General features: G+C 68.2%; 13 protein-coding genes and 1 tRNA gene. 1 reads left to right on the top strand and 13 read right to left on the bottom strand.

Annotated elements, in window-relative coordinates; all coding sequences use genetic code 11:
• Positions 1-198 precede the first annotated feature (198 nt).
• From thrB to IE316_RS25135, 6 genes are all read right to left on the bottom strand, one after another.
• Positions 199-1128 (bottom strand): homoserine kinase, encoded by a 930-nt coding sequence (thrB, locus tag IE316_RS25160; RefSeq protein ID WP_190206737.1) that lies wholly within the window; start codon positions 1126-1128, stop codon positions 199-201.
• 317 nt (positions 1129-1445) lie between these two features.
• Complete coding sequence (gene thrC / locus IE316_RS25155) at positions 1446-2504, bottom strand: threonine synthase (RefSeq protein ID WP_190206736.1); 1059 nt, start codon at positions 2502-2504, stop codon at positions 1446-1448.
• A 6-nt stretch (positions 2505-2510) separates the two neighbouring features.
• Positions 2511-3803, bottom strand: a complete 1293-nt coding sequence (locus IE316_RS25150; protein WP_190206735.1) for a homoserine dehydrogenase — start codon at positions 3801-3803, stop codon at positions 2511-2513.
• A gap of 160 nt (positions 3804-3963) precedes the next feature.
• Positions 3964-5355 (bottom strand): diaminopimelate decarboxylase, encoded by a 1392-nt coding sequence (gene lysA / locus IE316_RS25145; RefSeq protein WP_190206734.1) that lies wholly within the window; start codon positions 5353-5355, stop codon positions 3964-3966.
• 29 nt (positions 5356-5384) lie between these two features.
• Positions 5385-6401 carry an ArgS-related anticodon-binding protein NrtL gene (gene nrtL, locus IE316_RS25140; RefSeq protein ID WP_190206733.1) on the bottom strand — a complete coding sequence of 339 codons (1017 nt, stop codon included), beginning with the start codon at positions 6399-6401 and terminating at the stop codon, positions 5385-5387.
• 74 nt (positions 6402-6475) lie between these two features.
• On the bottom strand, positions 6476-6976 hold the full coding sequence (locus IE316_RS25135) for a response regulator (protein ID WP_190206732.1): 501 nt from the start codon (positions 6974-6976) through the stop codon (positions 6476-6478).
• A 98-nt stretch (positions 6977-7074) separates the two neighbouring features.
• Between IE316_RS25135 and IE316_RS25130 the strand changes: the two genes are divergently transcribed.
• Positions 7075-7146, top strand: a tRNA-Arg gene (locus tag IE316_RS25130).
• A 175-nt stretch (positions 7147-7321) separates the two neighbouring features.
• Here IE316_RS25130 and IE316_RS36005 read toward each other — a convergent pair.
• The 7 genes from IE316_RS36005 to IE316_RS25100 all read right to left on the bottom strand — a co-directional run bounded on the left by IE316_RS36005 (position 7322) and on the right by IE316_RS25100 (position 14918).
• Positions 7322-7948 (bottom strand): DUF6083 domain-containing protein, encoded by a 627-nt coding sequence (locus tag IE316_RS36005; RefSeq protein ID WP_268257651.1) that lies wholly within the window; start codon positions 7946-7948, stop codon positions 7322-7324.
• The gene (locus IE316_RS25125; protein WP_373311292.1) at positions 7890-8423 is read right to left on the bottom strand and encodes a site-specific integrase; all 534 of its coding nucleotides are present in this window, start codon (positions 8421-8423) and stop codon (positions 7890-7892) included. Before IE316_RS25125 ends, IE316_RS36005 begins: the two co-directional genes overlap by 59 nt.
• Before the next feature lie 126 nt (positions 8424-8549).
• Positions 8550-9845, bottom strand: a complete 1296-nt coding sequence (locus IE316_RS25120; protein ID WP_190206731.1) for a 5-methylcytosine restriction system specificity protein McrC — start codon at positions 9843-9845, stop codon at positions 8550-8552.
• Positions 9845-10993 (bottom strand): AAA family ATPase, encoded by a 1149-nt coding sequence (locus tag IE316_RS25115; RefSeq protein WP_190206730.1) that lies wholly within the window; start codon positions 10991-10993, stop codon positions 9845-9847. The genes IE316_RS25120 and IE316_RS25115 overlap by 1 nt, the downstream gene beginning before the upstream one ends.
• Entirely contained in the window at positions 10986-11426 is a 441-nt protein-coding gene (locus tag IE316_RS25110; RefSeq protein ID WP_190206729.1) for a hypothetical protein, read from the bottom strand. Before IE316_RS25110 ends, IE316_RS25115 begins: the two co-directional genes overlap by 8 nt.
• A gap of 196 nt (positions 11427-11622) precedes the next feature.
• Positions 11623-13848: an Eco57I restriction-modification methylase domain-containing protein gene (locus IE316_RS25105; protein WP_190206728.1), complete on the bottom strand. Its 2226-nt coding sequence runs from the start codon at positions 13846-13848 to the stop codon at positions 11623-11625.
• Positions 13845-14918, bottom strand: coding sequence for a DNA adenine methylase (locus tag IE316_RS25100; protein WP_190206727.1), 1074 nt, complete (start codon positions 14916-14918; stop codon positions 13845-13847). The genes IE316_RS25105 and IE316_RS25100 overlap by 4 nt, the downstream gene beginning before the upstream one ends.
• Positions 14919-15625 lie beyond the last annotated feature (707 nt).

Raw genomic sequence — 15625 nt, 5'->3', positions numbered from 1 at the left:
CGCTCAGTGCCGATGGAGGCCGGACGCGTGGCGTACGGCGGTCACAACACAATGCGGCTTGGGGGGCTCCCGGAAGAATGTCTGTCCCGGACGGGGACACGAGGCACCTCGCCATGGTGAGGTCGGGTGCAGACTTGAGGTTAACACTACCGGATCCAACAAACATTCCCCCTCTCCAAATCCGGCAACCGTGCGCATTCACATGTCGCCGGGGGGCGCGAGCGGCAGCACGCTCGCCCCTCGCAGGTCCAGGCCGAGCCGGTTCGCCGCCCAGTCCGCACCGGCCAGCGCCTCGACCTTGTCGGCGGTGCCGGCGTCGGCCAGCGCCATGACGGTGGGCCCGGCACCGGAGATCACCGCCGGGATGCCGTCGCTCCGCAGCCGGTCCACCAGCGCCGCGCTCTCGGGCATCGCCGGGGCGCGGTACTCCTGGTGGAGGCGGTCCTCGGTGGCCGGCAGCAACAGCTCGGGGCGCCGGGTGAGGGCTTCGACGAGCAGTGCGGCGCGGCCGGCGTTGGCGGCGGCGTCGACATGCGGCACGGTCCGCGGGAGCAGTCCGCGCGCCGTCTCCGTCAGTACCGGCTTCCCGGGGACGAAAACCACCGGAACGATGGAATCGGCGGGCTCCATCCTGATCGCACGGGCGGCACCGCTCTCCATCCAGGACAGGGTGAAGCCGCCGAGCAGACAGGCCGCCACATTGTCCGGGTGCCCCTCTATCTCGGTGGCGAGGTCGAGCAGCGCCGCGTCGTCCAGGCGGGCCTCGCCGCCTATGGTCACCGCGCGGGCGGCGACGATGCCGGCGCAGATGGCGGCGGAGGAGGAGCCGAGGCCGCGGCCGTGCGGGATGCGGTTGGCGCAGACGATCTCCAGGCCGCGCGGCTGCCCGCCGAGCAGGTCGAAGGCGGTGCGCAGGGAGCGTACGAGCAGGTGCTTCTCGTCGCGCGGCAGGGTCTCGCTGCCCTCCCCGGCGATGTCGATGTGCAGCCCGGAGTCGGCCACCCGGACGACGACGTCGTCGTAGAGCCCCAGCGCGAGGCCGAGGGCGTCGAAGCCCGGGCCGAGGTTGGCGCTGGTGGCGGGGACGCGCACCCGGACGGCGGCGGCGCGGAACGCTGGACCGGCCATCGCTCGTTGACTCTCCTTGAGCTGCGTGATGGTCGAATGACTCCGAGGGACATCCGATGACGTACGGGAACCCGATCCGGTCGCCGCAGCCTGCCGTACGGACGACCGTCCCGACCGCTTCCCGGCCGCGGGGACGGCGCGGCACCGCGGCATATGCGGCGGGCGGGTTCGGTACAGCCTATCGAAGGAAGGTTCTGTGGCGACATAGGGCGCACAGGAGGCGCACGATGCGTGTCGTAAGCCCCCTATGCACCCCCTGGGGAACGCCTCCCCCGACCGGCGCCGCCGGGGCCCCGGCTAGGCGGACCGCGGCGGCGTCAGACCAGGCCGAGGCGTTGCGCGGCGGTCGCGGCGTCGACCGGGACGGTGACCGGCTGGGGGGCGCCGGCCACGGCCCAGTCGGGGTCCTTCAGGCCATTGCCGGTGACCGTGCACACGATCGTCTGGCCCGGGTCGACCTTGCCCTGCTCGGCGGCCTTCAGCAGACCGGCGACCGACGCGGCGGAGGCGGGCTCCACGAAGACGCCCTCCTGGGAGGCCAACAGCCGGTAGGCGCGCAGGATCTCACGGTCCGTCACCTCGTCGATGGCGCCGCCCGACTCGTCCCGCGCGGCGAGCGCGAAGTCCCAGGAGGCGGGGTTGCCGATCCGGATGGCGGTGGCGATGGTCGAGGGGTCCTTGACCACCTCGCCGCGCACGATCGGCGCGGAGCCGGACGCCTGGAACCCCCACATGCGCGGGGTGCGCGCGGCGACCCCGTCGGCGGCGTACTCCCGGTACCCCTTCCAGTACGCGGTGATGTTGCCCGCGTTGCCGACCGGCAGGACGTGGATGTCGGGCGCGTCGCCGAGCATGTCGACGATCTCGAAGGCGGCCGTCTTCTGCCCCTCGATCCGCACCGGGTTGACCGAATTGACCAGCGCCACCGGGTAGTTGTCGCTGAGCGCGCGGGCCAGGGTGAGGCAGTCGTCGAAGTTGCCGTCGACCTGGAGGATCTTCGCGCCGTGCACCAGGGCCTGGCCCATCTTGCCGAGCGCGATCTTGCCCTGCGGCACCAGGACGGCGGACACCATGCCGGCCCGCACCCCGTACGCGGCGGCGGAGGCCGACGTGTTGCCGGTGGAGGCGCAGATGACGGCCTGCGCGCCCTCCTCCTTGGCCTTGCTGATGGCCATGGTCATGCCGCGGTCCTTGAAGGACCCGGTGGGGTTCGCGCCCTCCACCTTGAGGTGGACCTCGCAGCCCGTGCGCTCGGAGAGCACCTGCGCGGGCACGAGCGGCGTGCCGCCCTCGCGGAGCGTCACGACCGGCGTGCTGGCGGAGACCGGCAGCCTGTCCCGGTACTCCTCGATGATTCCGCGCCACTGGTGGGTCATTGCTGGTTACTCTCCTTCAACCCGCATGATGCTGGCGACACCCCGCACGGTGTCGAGCTTGCGCAGCGCCTCGACGGTGCCGCCCAGGGCGGCGTCGGACGCGCGGTGGGTGACGACGACGAGCGATGCCTCGCCGTCCTTGCCGGACTGCCGGACGGTGTCGATGGACACCCCGTGCTCGGCGAACACCGTGGCCACCTGGGCGAGGACGCCCGGCTTGTCGGCGACGTCGAGACTGATGTGGTACCGCGTGACCACCTCGCCCATCGGCGACACGGGCAGCGCGGCGTACGCGGACTCACCGGGCCCGCGCCCGCCGCCGAGCCGGTTGCGGCAGACGGCGACCAGGTCGCCGAGGACGGCGGAGGCGGTCGGCGCCCCGCCGGCGCCGGGCCCGTAGAACATGAGCTGCCCGGCCGCCTCCGCTTCCACGAAGACGGCGTTGTAGGCCCCGCGGACATTGGCCAGCGGATGGCTGAGCGGGATCATCGCGGGGTGCACCCGCGCGGTGACGGAGGCCCCGTCCGCGGCCCGCTCGCAGATGGCGAGCAGCTTGATGGTGCAGCCCATCTCCTTGGCGGAGGCGAAGTCGGCGGCGGTGACCTCGGTCATGCCCTCGCGGTGGACGTCGTCCAGGCGCACCCGCGTGTGGAAGGCGATCCCGGCGAGGATGGCGGCCTTGGCGGCGGCGTCGAAGCCCTCCACGTCGGCGGTCGGGTCGGCCTCCGCGTACCCGAGGGCGGTGGCCTCGTCCAGCGCCTCCTGGTAGCCGGCGCCGGTGGAGTCCATGGCGTCGAGGATGAAGTTGGTCGTCCCGTTGACGATGCCCAGCACCCGGTTGACCTTGTCGCCGGCCAGGGACTCGCGCAGCGGCCGGATCAGCGGGATGGCGCCGGCCACGGCGGCCTCGTAGTACAGGTCCCGGCCCTGCCCGGCGGCGACGGCGTGCAGCGCGGGGCCGTCCTGGGCGAGCAGCGCCTTGTTGGCGGAGACCACGGAGGCGCCGTGCTCCATGGCGGTGGTGATCAACGTCCGGGCGGGCTCGATGCCGCCGATGACCTCGACGACCACGTCGATGTCCCCGCGTTTGACCAGGGCGGTGGCGTCCGTGGTGACCAGGGCGGGGTCGATGCCCTCGCGTACCCGGTCCGGCCGCCGTACCGCCACGCCCGCCAGCTCCACCGGGGCGCCGATCCGGGCGGCGAGGTCGTCGGCGTGCGTCGTCATGATGCGCGCCACCTCTGAGCCGACCACTCCACAGCCCAGCAGCGCCACCTTCAGCGGACGCGTACGCATCATCCGACCTCGTTTCCTCTTACCGTCTGCGGTGGAACCAGTCTCACTCACCGGACGGGAGTTTCTGCCCTTCGTCCGGATCCTGAGACATTAATTTCATTTGCGCGGGGCGTACGCACGGAAGATCTCCCGCGCGTACGCCCCTCCCCCGGGGCCCGCCGGATCAGCCGACGTCGAGCCGCAGCAGGTCCTCCTCGGTCTCCCGCCGCACGATCGCCCGCGCCTCACCGTCCCGGACCGCGACCACGGGCGGGCGCAGCACATGGTTGTAGTTGCTCGCCATGGACCGGCAGTACGCCCCGGTGGCCGGTACGGCGATGAGGTCGCCGGGCGCCAGATCGGCCGGCAGGAACGCGTCCTTGACCACGATGTCCCCGCTCTCGCAGTGCTTGCCGACCACCCGCGCGAGCATCGGCTCGGCATCGCTGGCCCGGGACACCAGGGCGACGCTGTACTCGGCGTCGTAGAGCGCGGTACGGATGTTGTCCGACATGCCCCCGTCGACGGAGACGTAGGTCCGCAGCCCGTCGAGCGGCTTGACGGTGCCGACCTCGTACAGCGTGAAGGCGGTCGGCCCGACGATGGCCCGCCCGGGCTCCACCGAGATCCGCGGCACCCGCAGGCTCGCCGCCTCGCACTCCCGCGTGACGATCTCGGTCAGCGCCTTGGCGATCTCGTGCGGCTCGCGCGGGTCGTCGTCACTGGTGTACGCGATCCCGAGCCCGCCCCCGAGGTCGATCTCGGGCAGCTCCACACCGTGCTCGTCCCGGATGTCCTTCAGCAGCCCGACCACCCGGTGCGCGGCGACCTCGAACCCGGACATGTCGAAGATCTGCGACCCGATGTGCGAGTGGATGCCGATCAGCTCCAGCCCGTCGAGCTGCAACGCCCGCCGCACCGCCTCGGCGGCCTGCCCGCCCGCCAGCGGAATCCCGAACTTCTGATCCTCGTGGGCGGTGGCGATGAACTCGTGCGTGTGCGCCTCCACCCCCACGGTGATACGGATCTGCACCCGCTGCCGCGTCCCCAGCTCCCGGGCGATGTGCGCCACCCGGACGATCTCCTGGAAGGAGTCGAGCACGATCCGCCCGACCCCGGCGCGCACCGCCCGCTCCAGCTCCTGGACGGACTTGTTGTTGCCGTGGAAGGCGATCCGCTCGGGCGCCATCCCGGCGGACAGCGCGGTGGCCAGCTCGCCCCCCGAGCACACGTCGAGGTTCAGCCCTTCCTCGTCCAGCCAGCGGACGACGGCCCGGGACAGGAACGCCTTCCCGGCGTAGAACACGTCGGCGCCGGCCCCGAAGGCCGTGCGCCAGGCCCGCGCCCGGGCCCGGAAGTCGCTCTCGTCCAGGACGTAGGCGGGCGTGCCGAACTCCTCGGCGAGCCGGACGACGGACATCCCGCCGACGGTGACGACCCCGTCGGCGCCGCGGTCGACGGTCCGCGCCCACACCTTCGGGTCCAGGGCGTTGAGATCGGCGGGCGGGGCGGCGTAGTGCCCCTCGGGGAGGACGTCGGCGTGCCGGGGCCCGGCGGGGTGTGCGGAACGGCTCATTTCTCCGGTGGCTCTCTTCTGGGCTCTCGTCAGAGGTGGTCGGGTGCGTCGATGCCGAGCAGGGACAAGCCGCCGGCCAGCACCGCCCCGGCGGCTTCGGCGAGCGCGAGCCGGGCACGGTGGGCGGCCGAGGGTTTCTCCTCCCCGACGGGCAGCACCAGCGGCAGCAACGGCAGCAGCTCGTCGGCGACGGCGACGAGCTGCCGGGCCACCCGGTCCGGAGCCCGGTCCCGCGCCGCCACCGCCAGCACCCGCGGATGATCCCCGAGCCGCGCGAGCAACGCCTGCGCCCCGTCGACGGGCCCCGGGACGGCCCCGAACCCCAGCTCGGCGGCGTTGCGCCCGAGCGCCCGCGTACGGGCATGGGCGTACCGCACCCGGAACAGGGGGTTCTCCTCGCGCTGCACGAGATGCCGGGCGTCGATGCGGGGGGTGTCGTGGGCGGCCGGGTGGAGCAGGGCCCAGCGGGAGGCGTCGGGGCCTAGGGGGTGGGGGGAGGTGGGGGCGGGGGTTGGGTGGAGGTGGAGGGCGGTGGGGGCGTCTGTGGGGGTGGGGCGGGCGTTGGTGTGGGCGTCGCGGGCGTCGGCGTCGTACACGGGGACGCCTTGTGATCGGAGGATGCGGGCGACGGCGTCACGGAAGACGAGGGCGCGAGCCTCGGAAGGACAGAGGAGCCGCACTCCAGGCCCCTCCCCACCGCGCTCGACGAACCCGTACCGGACCCCGTCCCGCAGGATGCGCTCGACGAGCCCGACGGAGGCGTCCTGGCCAAGGTGGACATTGAGGAACCCGGGCCCGGTGACGACGACCTCGCGGATACCGCCGGTGCCGAGGAGATAGGGCCGCAGCACCTCGGCCACACGCCGGGGCGGCTGCCCGGCCGGCCGGGCGAGCTGCAAGGCGAGGTTGCTGGCGTAGTCCCCGCACCCCCCGGGCCCCGGCACGGTCACCACGGCCCGCTCAGGAACGGCCACGCTGAGCTTGCCCTCGTCGACAGCGCACCGCACGGCGTGCAGCAGGGTGCGCGAGAGCTCGACGGGGGTCACGGGACCAGCGTAGGGGAGGAGAGGGGCGGGTAGGCGAACCGGTTCGCGGCAGTCCCGGCATGTGGACGACGCCGCTACCCGGCCCACTCCCCACGCGCGGCGAACCGACCCCCGTCACCGTCACCGTCCCCTCCCTCCCGGCGCGGCGGACACTCGGCCAGCCGCCGCACCAGCCCCACCAGGTCGGCGGGCTCGAACGGCTTGGACAGAAACGCGTCGACACCGACATCAAGACCGGCGTCGACCTCGCCCTGGGCGCAAGCACTGACGATGGCGAGCGGAAGATCCCGGGTACGCGGATCGGCCCGCAGTCTGGCAGCGGTACGGAGCCCGTCGAGGCGGGGCATGACCACGTCGAGGGTGACCACATCGGGCCGCACCTGATGCACGACTTCCAGACACTCGGCACCATCGGCCGCGGTCACGACCTCGAAGCCCTCCAGCTCGAGGTTGACCCTGATCAACTGCCGGATCACCTTGTTGTCGTCCACGACAAGGACCCGGCTAGACGCGCCTGGCACAACTTGAGAGTAGGTCGGGACCGGCCATCGCGTCCGGCTTTTCCCGACTTCCACCCCCTGTGGGGGACCCGCCCTTGATCACCTGACGCCCAACCCGGTCATGACCACCCCGACAGAGCTGGTAGTGTTCTACCCGTCGCCGCGAGCGACACGCCCCCGTAGCTCAGGGGATAGAGCAACGGCCTCCGGAGCCGTGTGCGCAGGTTCGAATCCTGCCGGGGGCACCTTGCAGGAGGTGCCTAAAGACCCCGTCATCAGCGGAAACGCTGAGAGCGGGGTCTTCGCGTATGTGCAGGCGTGTGCGGCCCGGAGCGGCCGTATGCCGGGGTCTGTGGACTATTCGTGGACAGGGCCTTGGGGCATTCGCCCTGGTCAGGCCCAACGTTTCGAGAGTGCCCGTCAGTCGGCGTCCGGCCATTGCTCAGGGGGCGGAGGCGGCTCCGGCTCGTCCCGTTCCGTCTGCCGCGCGTTCTCTCCTCGCAAGGCCGTCAGCCACGGCCATGAATCCGGCAGCGGTTGCGCAGGGCAGGCTAAGCGGTGCGCGATACGGCAGCGCTGGAACTGAGCCGGCGGACAGACCCCGTAGACGGTCACCCGCCCATCAGACAGCTCGATCCACCGGTGCTCCGCGGGCACCGTGTGAGCCAGTGGAGCCATGTGGGGTTCCAACATCACCCAGTCATACTCAAGCATCGCCACCCGATCTTGCGGTAAGCCACAGTACGGACAGCGGGACTGCCCGCTACCCAGTCGGAGCGGCGTCTTCTCCAAAGCCCCCGTAAGGCGAGGGGCGGCATCGCGGCGGCCCCTGCGTAGAGCGCGAACCAGACGGGACACCTGAGGCAGTGGTGCGCTGATAGAGAAATACGACCCGGCAGGTGCAACCAGCAACCACCGACCAAAAAAGCGACCGAGACATGACGAAGCCCCCAGCCCGAAAGCCAGGGGGCCAACGCCCAGAGACCGATCACTCGTACTCGCGCGACAACTCTTCGATCTTGCCGTTAGCGATTTCCTGCCGACCATCGATGCATTTGGCATAGCGGGACAGCAGAACCTCGACACTGTTGCCCGCACGCTCGACAACCTCGGTGGTGTCCACCCCGGAGTTCAGCCACGTCGACAGCGCCGAGTGCCGAAGATCGTACGGACGCGCAGCGAGCGGGGAGGCGACCGCGGCCGGCGGGAGTGCCAGCGCACGAGCCTCCTGCCAGACGCGGTAGTACGTGGACGAGCCGTCCACTCCCCCGCGTTCTTTGGTGAACAGCCGCCCGTCCTCGGCAGTCCCGAACGTATCGATGTGCTGCCGGAGGATAGTCAAGAGCTGGGGCGGGATCGGCACGAGCCGGACCTCTTCCGCCAGCCGGTTCTTGCGGCCCTGGTCGTCGTGGGTCTCGCTATAGTCGGTCCACCGCTTGCCGACACTGGACCGCGTCCGGTTCAACAGTGCTGCACCCCAACCGGCCTCGGGCAACTTCAGATCCGCACCGGTGAGGCCCACGGCCTCAGCCGGACGCAGGGCGCCGTCGAATGAGATGACTTCTTAGGCCCTCGAACTCTGCCGTAGCCGCTCAGGCCACGGGTACCTGTCCGGAGGCCGTCGGCAGCCAGCAGCAAGCGTCGCGGATCAATTACTGAGAAGTTGCGCGTCCATGACTCCCGATGCGAGGTTTCGGCTGAAGCTTTCGAAGCCCTGGGTGAGGCTGACGCCTCGGCACTCGACCAGCATGGCATCAATCCTTTCCTCGCCGACCTCGATCGTTTGGAATATCTGAGTTGAACCGGGCTCCGTCGGGTCCCCGTGTGAGGCGGGGCGTGGATAGAGGAGAATCATCCGCTGGACACCCGCAGCGCGCATGAAGGCCAGAGACTCGTAGACGTCGGAGTTGTCGACGGACAGCTTGCCGTTCAGCCGGGTTCGGTACTTGGCGTCGACAAGCAGTGTGGGCGCGTCGCGTGGCCCAACCGTCACGTCCGGAGTGACCTTAAGCACCTTGCTGTCCCTCTTGCCGAGCGAGAAGCCCATTGACGAGTGCACCTCGGTCGGGGCAAGCCCCACACGCAGCGCAAGCTCGCACAGCTGCTGCCAGGTGGACCACATCACCATCACGTAGCCGGGTGCATTCAGGTGTTTCTCCTGATAGCCAACGCCGAAGCCGTTGAGCACTTCCACGGATAGGTCGTACAGGGACTGCCAGTGGTGGTAGCGGTTCGGCAGCTTGCGATGCCTGGCCGAGCGCACCTCCCGCTGGGGAGCCAGCGCCTGGCGCATGCGGAGCAGCTGGCGCGCCGTCTCACCGTCCTGGGCCTCGGGTATCAGGACACTCGCCGCAGACGAGATGATTTCATTCCAGAAATTCACATGGTCGAAGACCAGCTGGGTCTGGCGGAAACCCTCTGCGTCCGGCAAGACAATGCCGACCGGGTCGAGGTCACCGACGACGGCATAGTCGTACACCGTACGGGACCTGTACTCGCGCAGCGGACGCCGGTGACTGGCCCAATACAGGTTCGCGAGGGTACGGCCTACCAGCGTGGCGAGATCGCCGCGGGTGGCAACGTCGGCGCGCAGATGCTCCCGCGGCAACAGCTTTCCCGTTCTACTCAGCAGGGCCACGCGGAAGAAGTCCTGCCGCCAGTCTGGGTCCGCCCCGTCCAAGAACTTCGGCACGATCTCCAGCTCTAGCTGCGGTGAGAGCCTGAGCAAGCCGGCGACGCCATCGATCCGGACCGTGCCAGCCGATGAGATACGCAGTGGGAGACGCTCATAACCAAGCAGATTCACCAGGCGCTGCCCCGCCTGGAAGAGCAGCCGCTCGACCTCCGGTTCCGGCTGCCCCGCCAACTGGGCCAGCCGGGACACCAAACGTGTTTCCTCACGATTCTCAGCCAGGCGTACTCGATGCAACGTCGTGCTGCTCATCAGGGCGACTCAGCGATGGCCTTGAGGGCCGGATAGACCTGGTCTTGCCGCAGTTCCCCGGCTGGCGACAGCTGGAGTACCGGCTGCTCGGCGAAGGTCACCGACGTGAGCGAGAACGGGCTGCCTGGAGCACCTGCCGATATTGTCTCGGCGACGCCCTGCAGGTCACCGAAAAAAACCTCGTCGATGTGGGCGCGTAGAAGCCGCCAGCAGTCGGCCGCGTACCGCAGTGCCATTTCCTTGTCCGTCGGCGCGACCGCGTGCATGAGAGCACCATGGCCCATCTGATAGGCCGCACCTCGGCCTAGGGTAAGCCGTTCGTTCACCTTCCGCCAAGCCCGCACCAACGCCGCGTAGACATCCCTGTGATCTGTCGGCTGCTCGGGAAGGGTCGCGTCGGGCTGGGCTACGGGGCTTCCCACAAGCTCGAAATAGGTCCTTAGGACAGCCTCGTCGGGGTTCAGCTGGTGGGGCACGAACCGCCGTTGGAAGGCCACATCGAGCGGCGCCACCGACGCGTCCGCCTGGTTCATCGCACCGACGATGTAGAGATGCCGTGGAAGCGCGTAGTCGACCATCTGTCCGTCGTCGCCGAGCAGTTCGAAGGTCTGGGTGGACTTCCGGGGCAGGCCGTCAACATCGAGGCGCTTGTCGCTCTCCAGTGCCACGATACTCGCGCCGAAGACGGCCACGGCCGGCCCTCTGTTGATTTCGTCGATGATGAGCAGAGAGGCACCGTCGCCCTTCAGGGCGTGTTCGGCCGCTCGGTAGAGGATGCCCCGGGAAACGGTGAAGCCCAGCGGCTCTCCTTCCTGAACGATTCTGGGTACGAGACCACGTAGCACGTCCCGCTGGTGAGTGCTCTGGTCGAAGGCGGTGCTGAATACCCGGCGATCCGTGCGGTCTGGGCTGGGTAGCCAGTCGGGGACGGCACCCACCGAGGGCAGCAAAATGTCCTCGTCAGGCTGGTAGATCGATGCATTGCCGCCGCCTTCTCCGCGAAAGGCATGCTTTAGTTCGGCGAGCAGCCGTGACTTGCCCGTCGCGGGTGGACCGCTAAGCAATACGTTGTTTCGCTCGCCCAGGAGCTCCATAATACGAATGCAGTCATCGGAGAACGTGGGGGCCGTCATTTGCTGATCAGTCATCGGCGATCCCGTGACAGTGCTCAACCTCGGCCACACAATCGATGTAGCCCTGGACGGAACTCTTGGCCCTGCGGCTGGGGCTGTCCTTGCACGAGAGAATGTGATACGTCAGTTCCCCGTCCCACTTTCCGGCGCGCAGGTCGCGCTCATACGCGTAGTGGGCTCTGACCTCAGTTTTGTGTTGCATAAGCAGAAAGAACGCCGCTCCGAGCTCGGGGTCGGTCTTCGGCAGACCGAAATGCTTGTGGATGAGGGGAATCCGTCCTTCCGTGGGGCGCGTATCCGTGGGGTCTTCCCAAAGCAGTTCGACCTCGATGGCCCCGGTCCCGTTCGATTTTCGGTACTTCACGGGACCGCACGGGAAGTGCACGACCTTCCTGCCCCCGCCCCGCACCCGCTGCAGCTGCTTCGTATGGGGCAACAGCTTCCTCATGACCGGATCGAACTCCCGGTAGGGAAGCCGGAAATCACGCGCTCCACCCCCCGTTGGGGCGTCATTCGATACTGCCTGGAGCTTCCTTAGATCCCCAGCACTCACCTGTTTGTAGACAACCCGCAGTATGCCTGCCGTACGCAGCGACCCATTCACCGCCATCTTTACCCCCACTTCACCTGCCGTGCAGGTCACTTCATTCGCAAAACCGGGCGTAGTCCGCCGGGACATAGGCGACAGCCCCCAGCCGCTCCGCCTCGGCGACCCTGTCAGCCCATGGCTTGGCCGCGCCACCGGAGTGTGCCCGGGACAGAACGAGGTCCCGGGTGATCGTCGACTGCTCCTCGCCGTCGAGCGCGGGCTGGCCTCGGTCGAGCAACGGGAAGTCATCGAAAATCAACTGAAGTTCGTCCGGCCCCAGGCCGTACGCCTCAGCCACCAGCACGTCGATCTCAGCCCTCGCCCGAGCTGCGGCGGCGGCATCTAGGGCGTAGCAGCGCTGGCCTTCCATCCCCGTCAGCTGCTGGGACAGCTCGATGATGCGGCCACCGTCGCGGCTGTCCGGCTCGATAGACGGAAGCGGGATGGAGTTCAGCAGGAAATAGTTCATTGAGGTGGTGGTGATCCGGCGGGCCAGCCAGTCCACCGGGATGCTGTTCATCAGCGCCACCCACAGATGTACCAACGTCTCGCCTTTGCCCGATGGCGGTTCGAAGACTACGGTCGGTACCTTGTTTCCACACACCACCCCTGGCGGGATGACGGCCGCGAGCAGAGTGCGCTCGTTGGTCTGCCCGGTGACATCGCAGAACCCCGCCCTTACGGTGTTTACCCGCTCCGCTATGCCGCGCCGCAACTGGATGGTGGGGTACCAGTGCTGCGGGCCGATGTCCGCGTTGGCGAGAGCCAGCGCCTCCCACTGCGCGGCCCGGCCGGTCCCCGAGCGATACGCTTTGGCCCGGGAGCGGTACTGATGGACCATCCGGCCCTCGATCACCGGCAGATAGCCGACTGCCGGACGGCTCCTGAAGTGGGCACGGTCCCGAGACATATCGACTTCACGCGCCAGCTGCGCCTGCCATGGGCCGTCTTGATCGCCGAACGGCGTGCCAGCTTCGGACATCCGTCGGAACAGGTTCCACTCCGCCTGCCCTCGCACCTCGGGAACAGTCAGATCTGCGCGGGTCGCGGCGAGTTCGGACCGATCGATGATGACGCGGGAGGTTTCGCCGAGGCCGGTGTCCGTCCCGGAGGCATGCTTAAGCACGATTGGACGCGCCTTCGGGCTCTCTTGCCTGCGCTCCTGGCTTTCGCCGAGACGTGCCTCGACAGCGAGAAACTTAAAGCGTGTGTCGATAGCGAAGAACCGGGCGCGGTTCTCCATGACGGTGAACTCCAGCTCCGAGGCACAGTCAAACAGGAATCTACGCAGCGCCTCGGTACCTTGCGAGCGGATCAAGCCGGCTGGCACCAGTAGGGCCAGCCTTCCCCCTGAGCGTAGCCGCCGGCAGGAGAATTCCAAGAATAGCTTGTACAGGTCGGCCTCCCCCCGCCCCTGCAGTTGGGCGTTGGCGGCCAGCTGCCCGAGGTAGTCCAGCATCTGGCGACGTTCCTGGGTTAGCGCCTGGGACAGACCGTCATGGGGTGTGTAGTCGGCGCCGTAGTGACGCTCCACGCCGACCTTCGCAAGCAGCTCGTGCCGCGTGACCTTGAGCTTTTCCCATGGCGGGTTGCCGATCACCGCGTCGAAGCCGCCCGGGCTCACCCGTTCCCATGCGGCGTCCTCGACCAGCAGGCTGTCCCCCTGGAGCAACCGCTCCTGAAGGCTTAGCACGGCCTTGAAGTCGTTGCTAACAGCGGCCAGCGCCAGCCGGGCACCGCGCAACGCCAGGTCGGACAGGTCTGCGGCACAGGCGATGTCCGCGACGTAGTCCGTGGTGCTGACCCTGCCGTGTTCGCCCACTGCCAGCGCGAGGGCGGTCAGGAGCAGGCCAGAGCCAGCCGCCGGGTCGATAACCTTCATTCCGGGCCGGATGTGCCCGGCAAGCTCCTCAGCGAGGTAGCGCGCGAGGCGGAAATCGGTGTAGTAGGCGCCCATGGCGCGCCGTTCTCCGTGCGAAACTTCCACGCGCGCGAGTGAGGCCAGCGCGAGCGGCAGAGGAACAACGGCGCTGTCCGCAGCACCGAGGGCTTCAAGAAGCCGGGCTGCCGACTGCCGGACGGCCACCACATTGGTACCCGTGCGCTGTCGGGACTCGGCGCAGAAAGCGGCCCAATACTCATCAACGTCTAGACCCGCGAACCCGCAGGAGGCGACTTCGAGCACCTCCAAGCGCCGCTCCGGGTCACGCCCCGCAGTCTCCTCGAGCACAGTCTCGGCACCGGCCATCAAGCTCTGCTCGTAGGCGCGCACGGCGGTCATGCCACCTCCCGCTCGGCGTGCTGAGCAGCGGGCACGAGGGCGACCTGCGCCGTACGACGCAGTTCGAGAACGTATTCGTGCACCGAGTCAGCCTTGCGGACAGCGGCGTCGTTCGGTCGGTAGCGTCCGATGTCGCCGAGGGAGTGCACGGTCAGTTCACCGAGAGGCGCCAGCGCGGCTATCAATTCATCCTGTGCCACATGCCCCTCGGAGCTGTACGAAAGCAGCACCCGCCCAGCGGCACAGTCACGCATCAGGGAAACCAGCGCTCCCAGAGCCCGTTTGCGGTAGCAGAAATCGGAAGCCAGGTGCTTCCACGGCCGCAGACCAGTGACTCCGCCGACCTCGGGTTCGTCACCCACCGCGATGGTCTCCAGAATGTGGTAATAGGCTGCGTACTGCCGCTTGGTGTACGGCGGGTCGAAGTACACGACGTCCTCGGGGCCGACCGGAACTTCGGTGACGTCTCCGACGTAGACGTCCACCTCAACCGTTTGGCTGCGCAGCTCCCGGGGCCTGAGTTCGAGGTCGCGCATGCCTGTGCTCGACCAGTGGCGCAGGAAGCATCCGTAGGTACCGGCGATGTTGGCCACACGGTTGGCAGCCGCGAGCAGGTCCGCGATAAGCAGCCGTTCCTCTACTGCGCTGATCACACCCTCCTTGCGCCAGGCTGTGATTTGCGCCCGCATGGCGTCTATACGAGAAGCGTTCGCCTTAGTGAAGTAGCGGCGCTCTACACCAGCATGTTCTGCTGACAGAGGGCTGTACTCGCGTGTAATGAAGCCGACCACTGGATGCAAGGCGCTTAGTGCTTCGAGCGCGGCCTCATAACCGCCGAGCTCAGCGAAGAGCACTTCACTGCTGGCGATCAACCGGGCCGCAGCGACGATGGTGGAGCTTGTGAGATGGTCGTTGATCCGCACTGGCCAACCCATGTTTGCCGCGGCCTCCGCGACCACGCCAGTACCGCTGAAGCCGTCCACGAAGACCCCGGCGCCGGACGGAAACCCAGCTAGCTCGGCGATCAGCCCCGAAACCCTGGCCTTGGAGCCGATGTACCGGACACTCACCGTCTTGCCACTCCCATCACGTACCAGTTCGGCCGCACGACTGAACCCTCAGAAACCACAGCTCGAGACCCTGTGAAGTTATACCGCGCCCCACTGACAACGCTCGAAACAGCAGACCGAGCTTACGGCACGGGCCAAGAAACACCCGAGGGTCCTCCAGCTCCGGCGCGAGGTGACAGCGAGACAGGTTTGTTCTGACGGGATCAATGGCCAGATCGTGTCCCACCTCATGATATACGCGACCTTGCTCGATACGTAGCGGTAAGCCGCACGTCGGCCGCCGCATGGGACACGACTCCCGCATCACAAGCGGTTGACCTGCCGTCAGCGCCGTTGACGGCCCTGGAACCGCGTCGATGCTGCGGTGGCCTGCACATTCCGAGCACTTGATCGGCTACACCACCCGGCGGGACGCAGCTTGTGGCCATGCTGCTCGCAGAAAGCACCACTAAGATTCTGCCAGCGTGCGGTGCTAACGTACTGCGTTGCCGAGCCCAAGCTCGTCATCCGTTGCATGGCCGAGGAACTCGGCGTTCACCCCGAGGCTGTGCGCGGCTCGGTCCGCCAGACCAAGGCAGATGCTGGCGAGTGGGATGACCAGTGACCAGCTGAGCGTGAGGAGCTTGTGGCCTTGCGCAGGGAGAATGTCCAGCTCAAGCGAGCGAATGAAGTGCTGCCGACGACGTTAGCGCCTCTCGCAGCGAAAT

This window comes from Streptomyces fumanus, from assembly GCF_014655295.1.
GTDB lineage: Bacteria > Actinomycetota > Actinomycetes > Streptomycetales > Streptomycetaceae > Streptomyces > Streptomyces fumanus.
Note: the sequence above shows the minus strand (reverse complement) of the source record. Positions and strands in the feature narration are given on the sequence as shown.

Coding starts and splice junctions, on each gene's coding strand:
- IE316_RS25110 (WP_190206729.1), bottom strand. CDS start 11,426: ATGAGGAAGCTGTTGCCCCATACGAAGCAGCTGCAGCGGGTGCGGGGC.
- IE316_RS25150 (WP_190206735.1), bottom strand. CDS start 3,803: ATGATGCGTACGCGTCCGCTGAAGGTGGCGCTGCTGGGCTGTGGAGTG.
- thrB (WP_190206737.1), bottom strand. CDS start 1,128: ATGGCCGGTCCAGCGTTCCGCGCCGCCGCCGTCCGGGTGCGCGTCCCC.
- thrC (WP_190206736.1), bottom strand. CDS start 2,504: ATGACCCACCAGTGGCGCGGAATCATCGAGGAGTACCGGGACAGGCTG.
- IE316_RS36005 (WP_268257651.1), bottom strand. CDS start 7,948: ATGGTCGGCAGGAAATCGCTAACGGCAAGATCGAAGAGTTGTCGCGCG.
- lysA (WP_190206734.1), bottom strand. CDS start 5,355: ATGAGCCGTTCCGCACACCCCGCCGGGCCCCGGCACGCCGACGTCCTC.
- IE316_RS25105 (WP_190206728.1), bottom strand. CDS start 13,848: ATGACCGCCGTGCGCGCCTACGAGCAGAGCTTGATGGCCGGTGCCGAG.
- IE316_RS25120 (WP_190206731.1), bottom strand. CDS start 9,845: ATGAGCAGCACGACGTTGCATCGAGTACGCCTGGCTGAGAATCGTGAG.
- IE316_RS25115 (WP_190206730.1), bottom strand. CDS start 10,993: ATGACTGATCAGCAAATGACGGCCCCCACGTTCTCCGATGACTGCATT.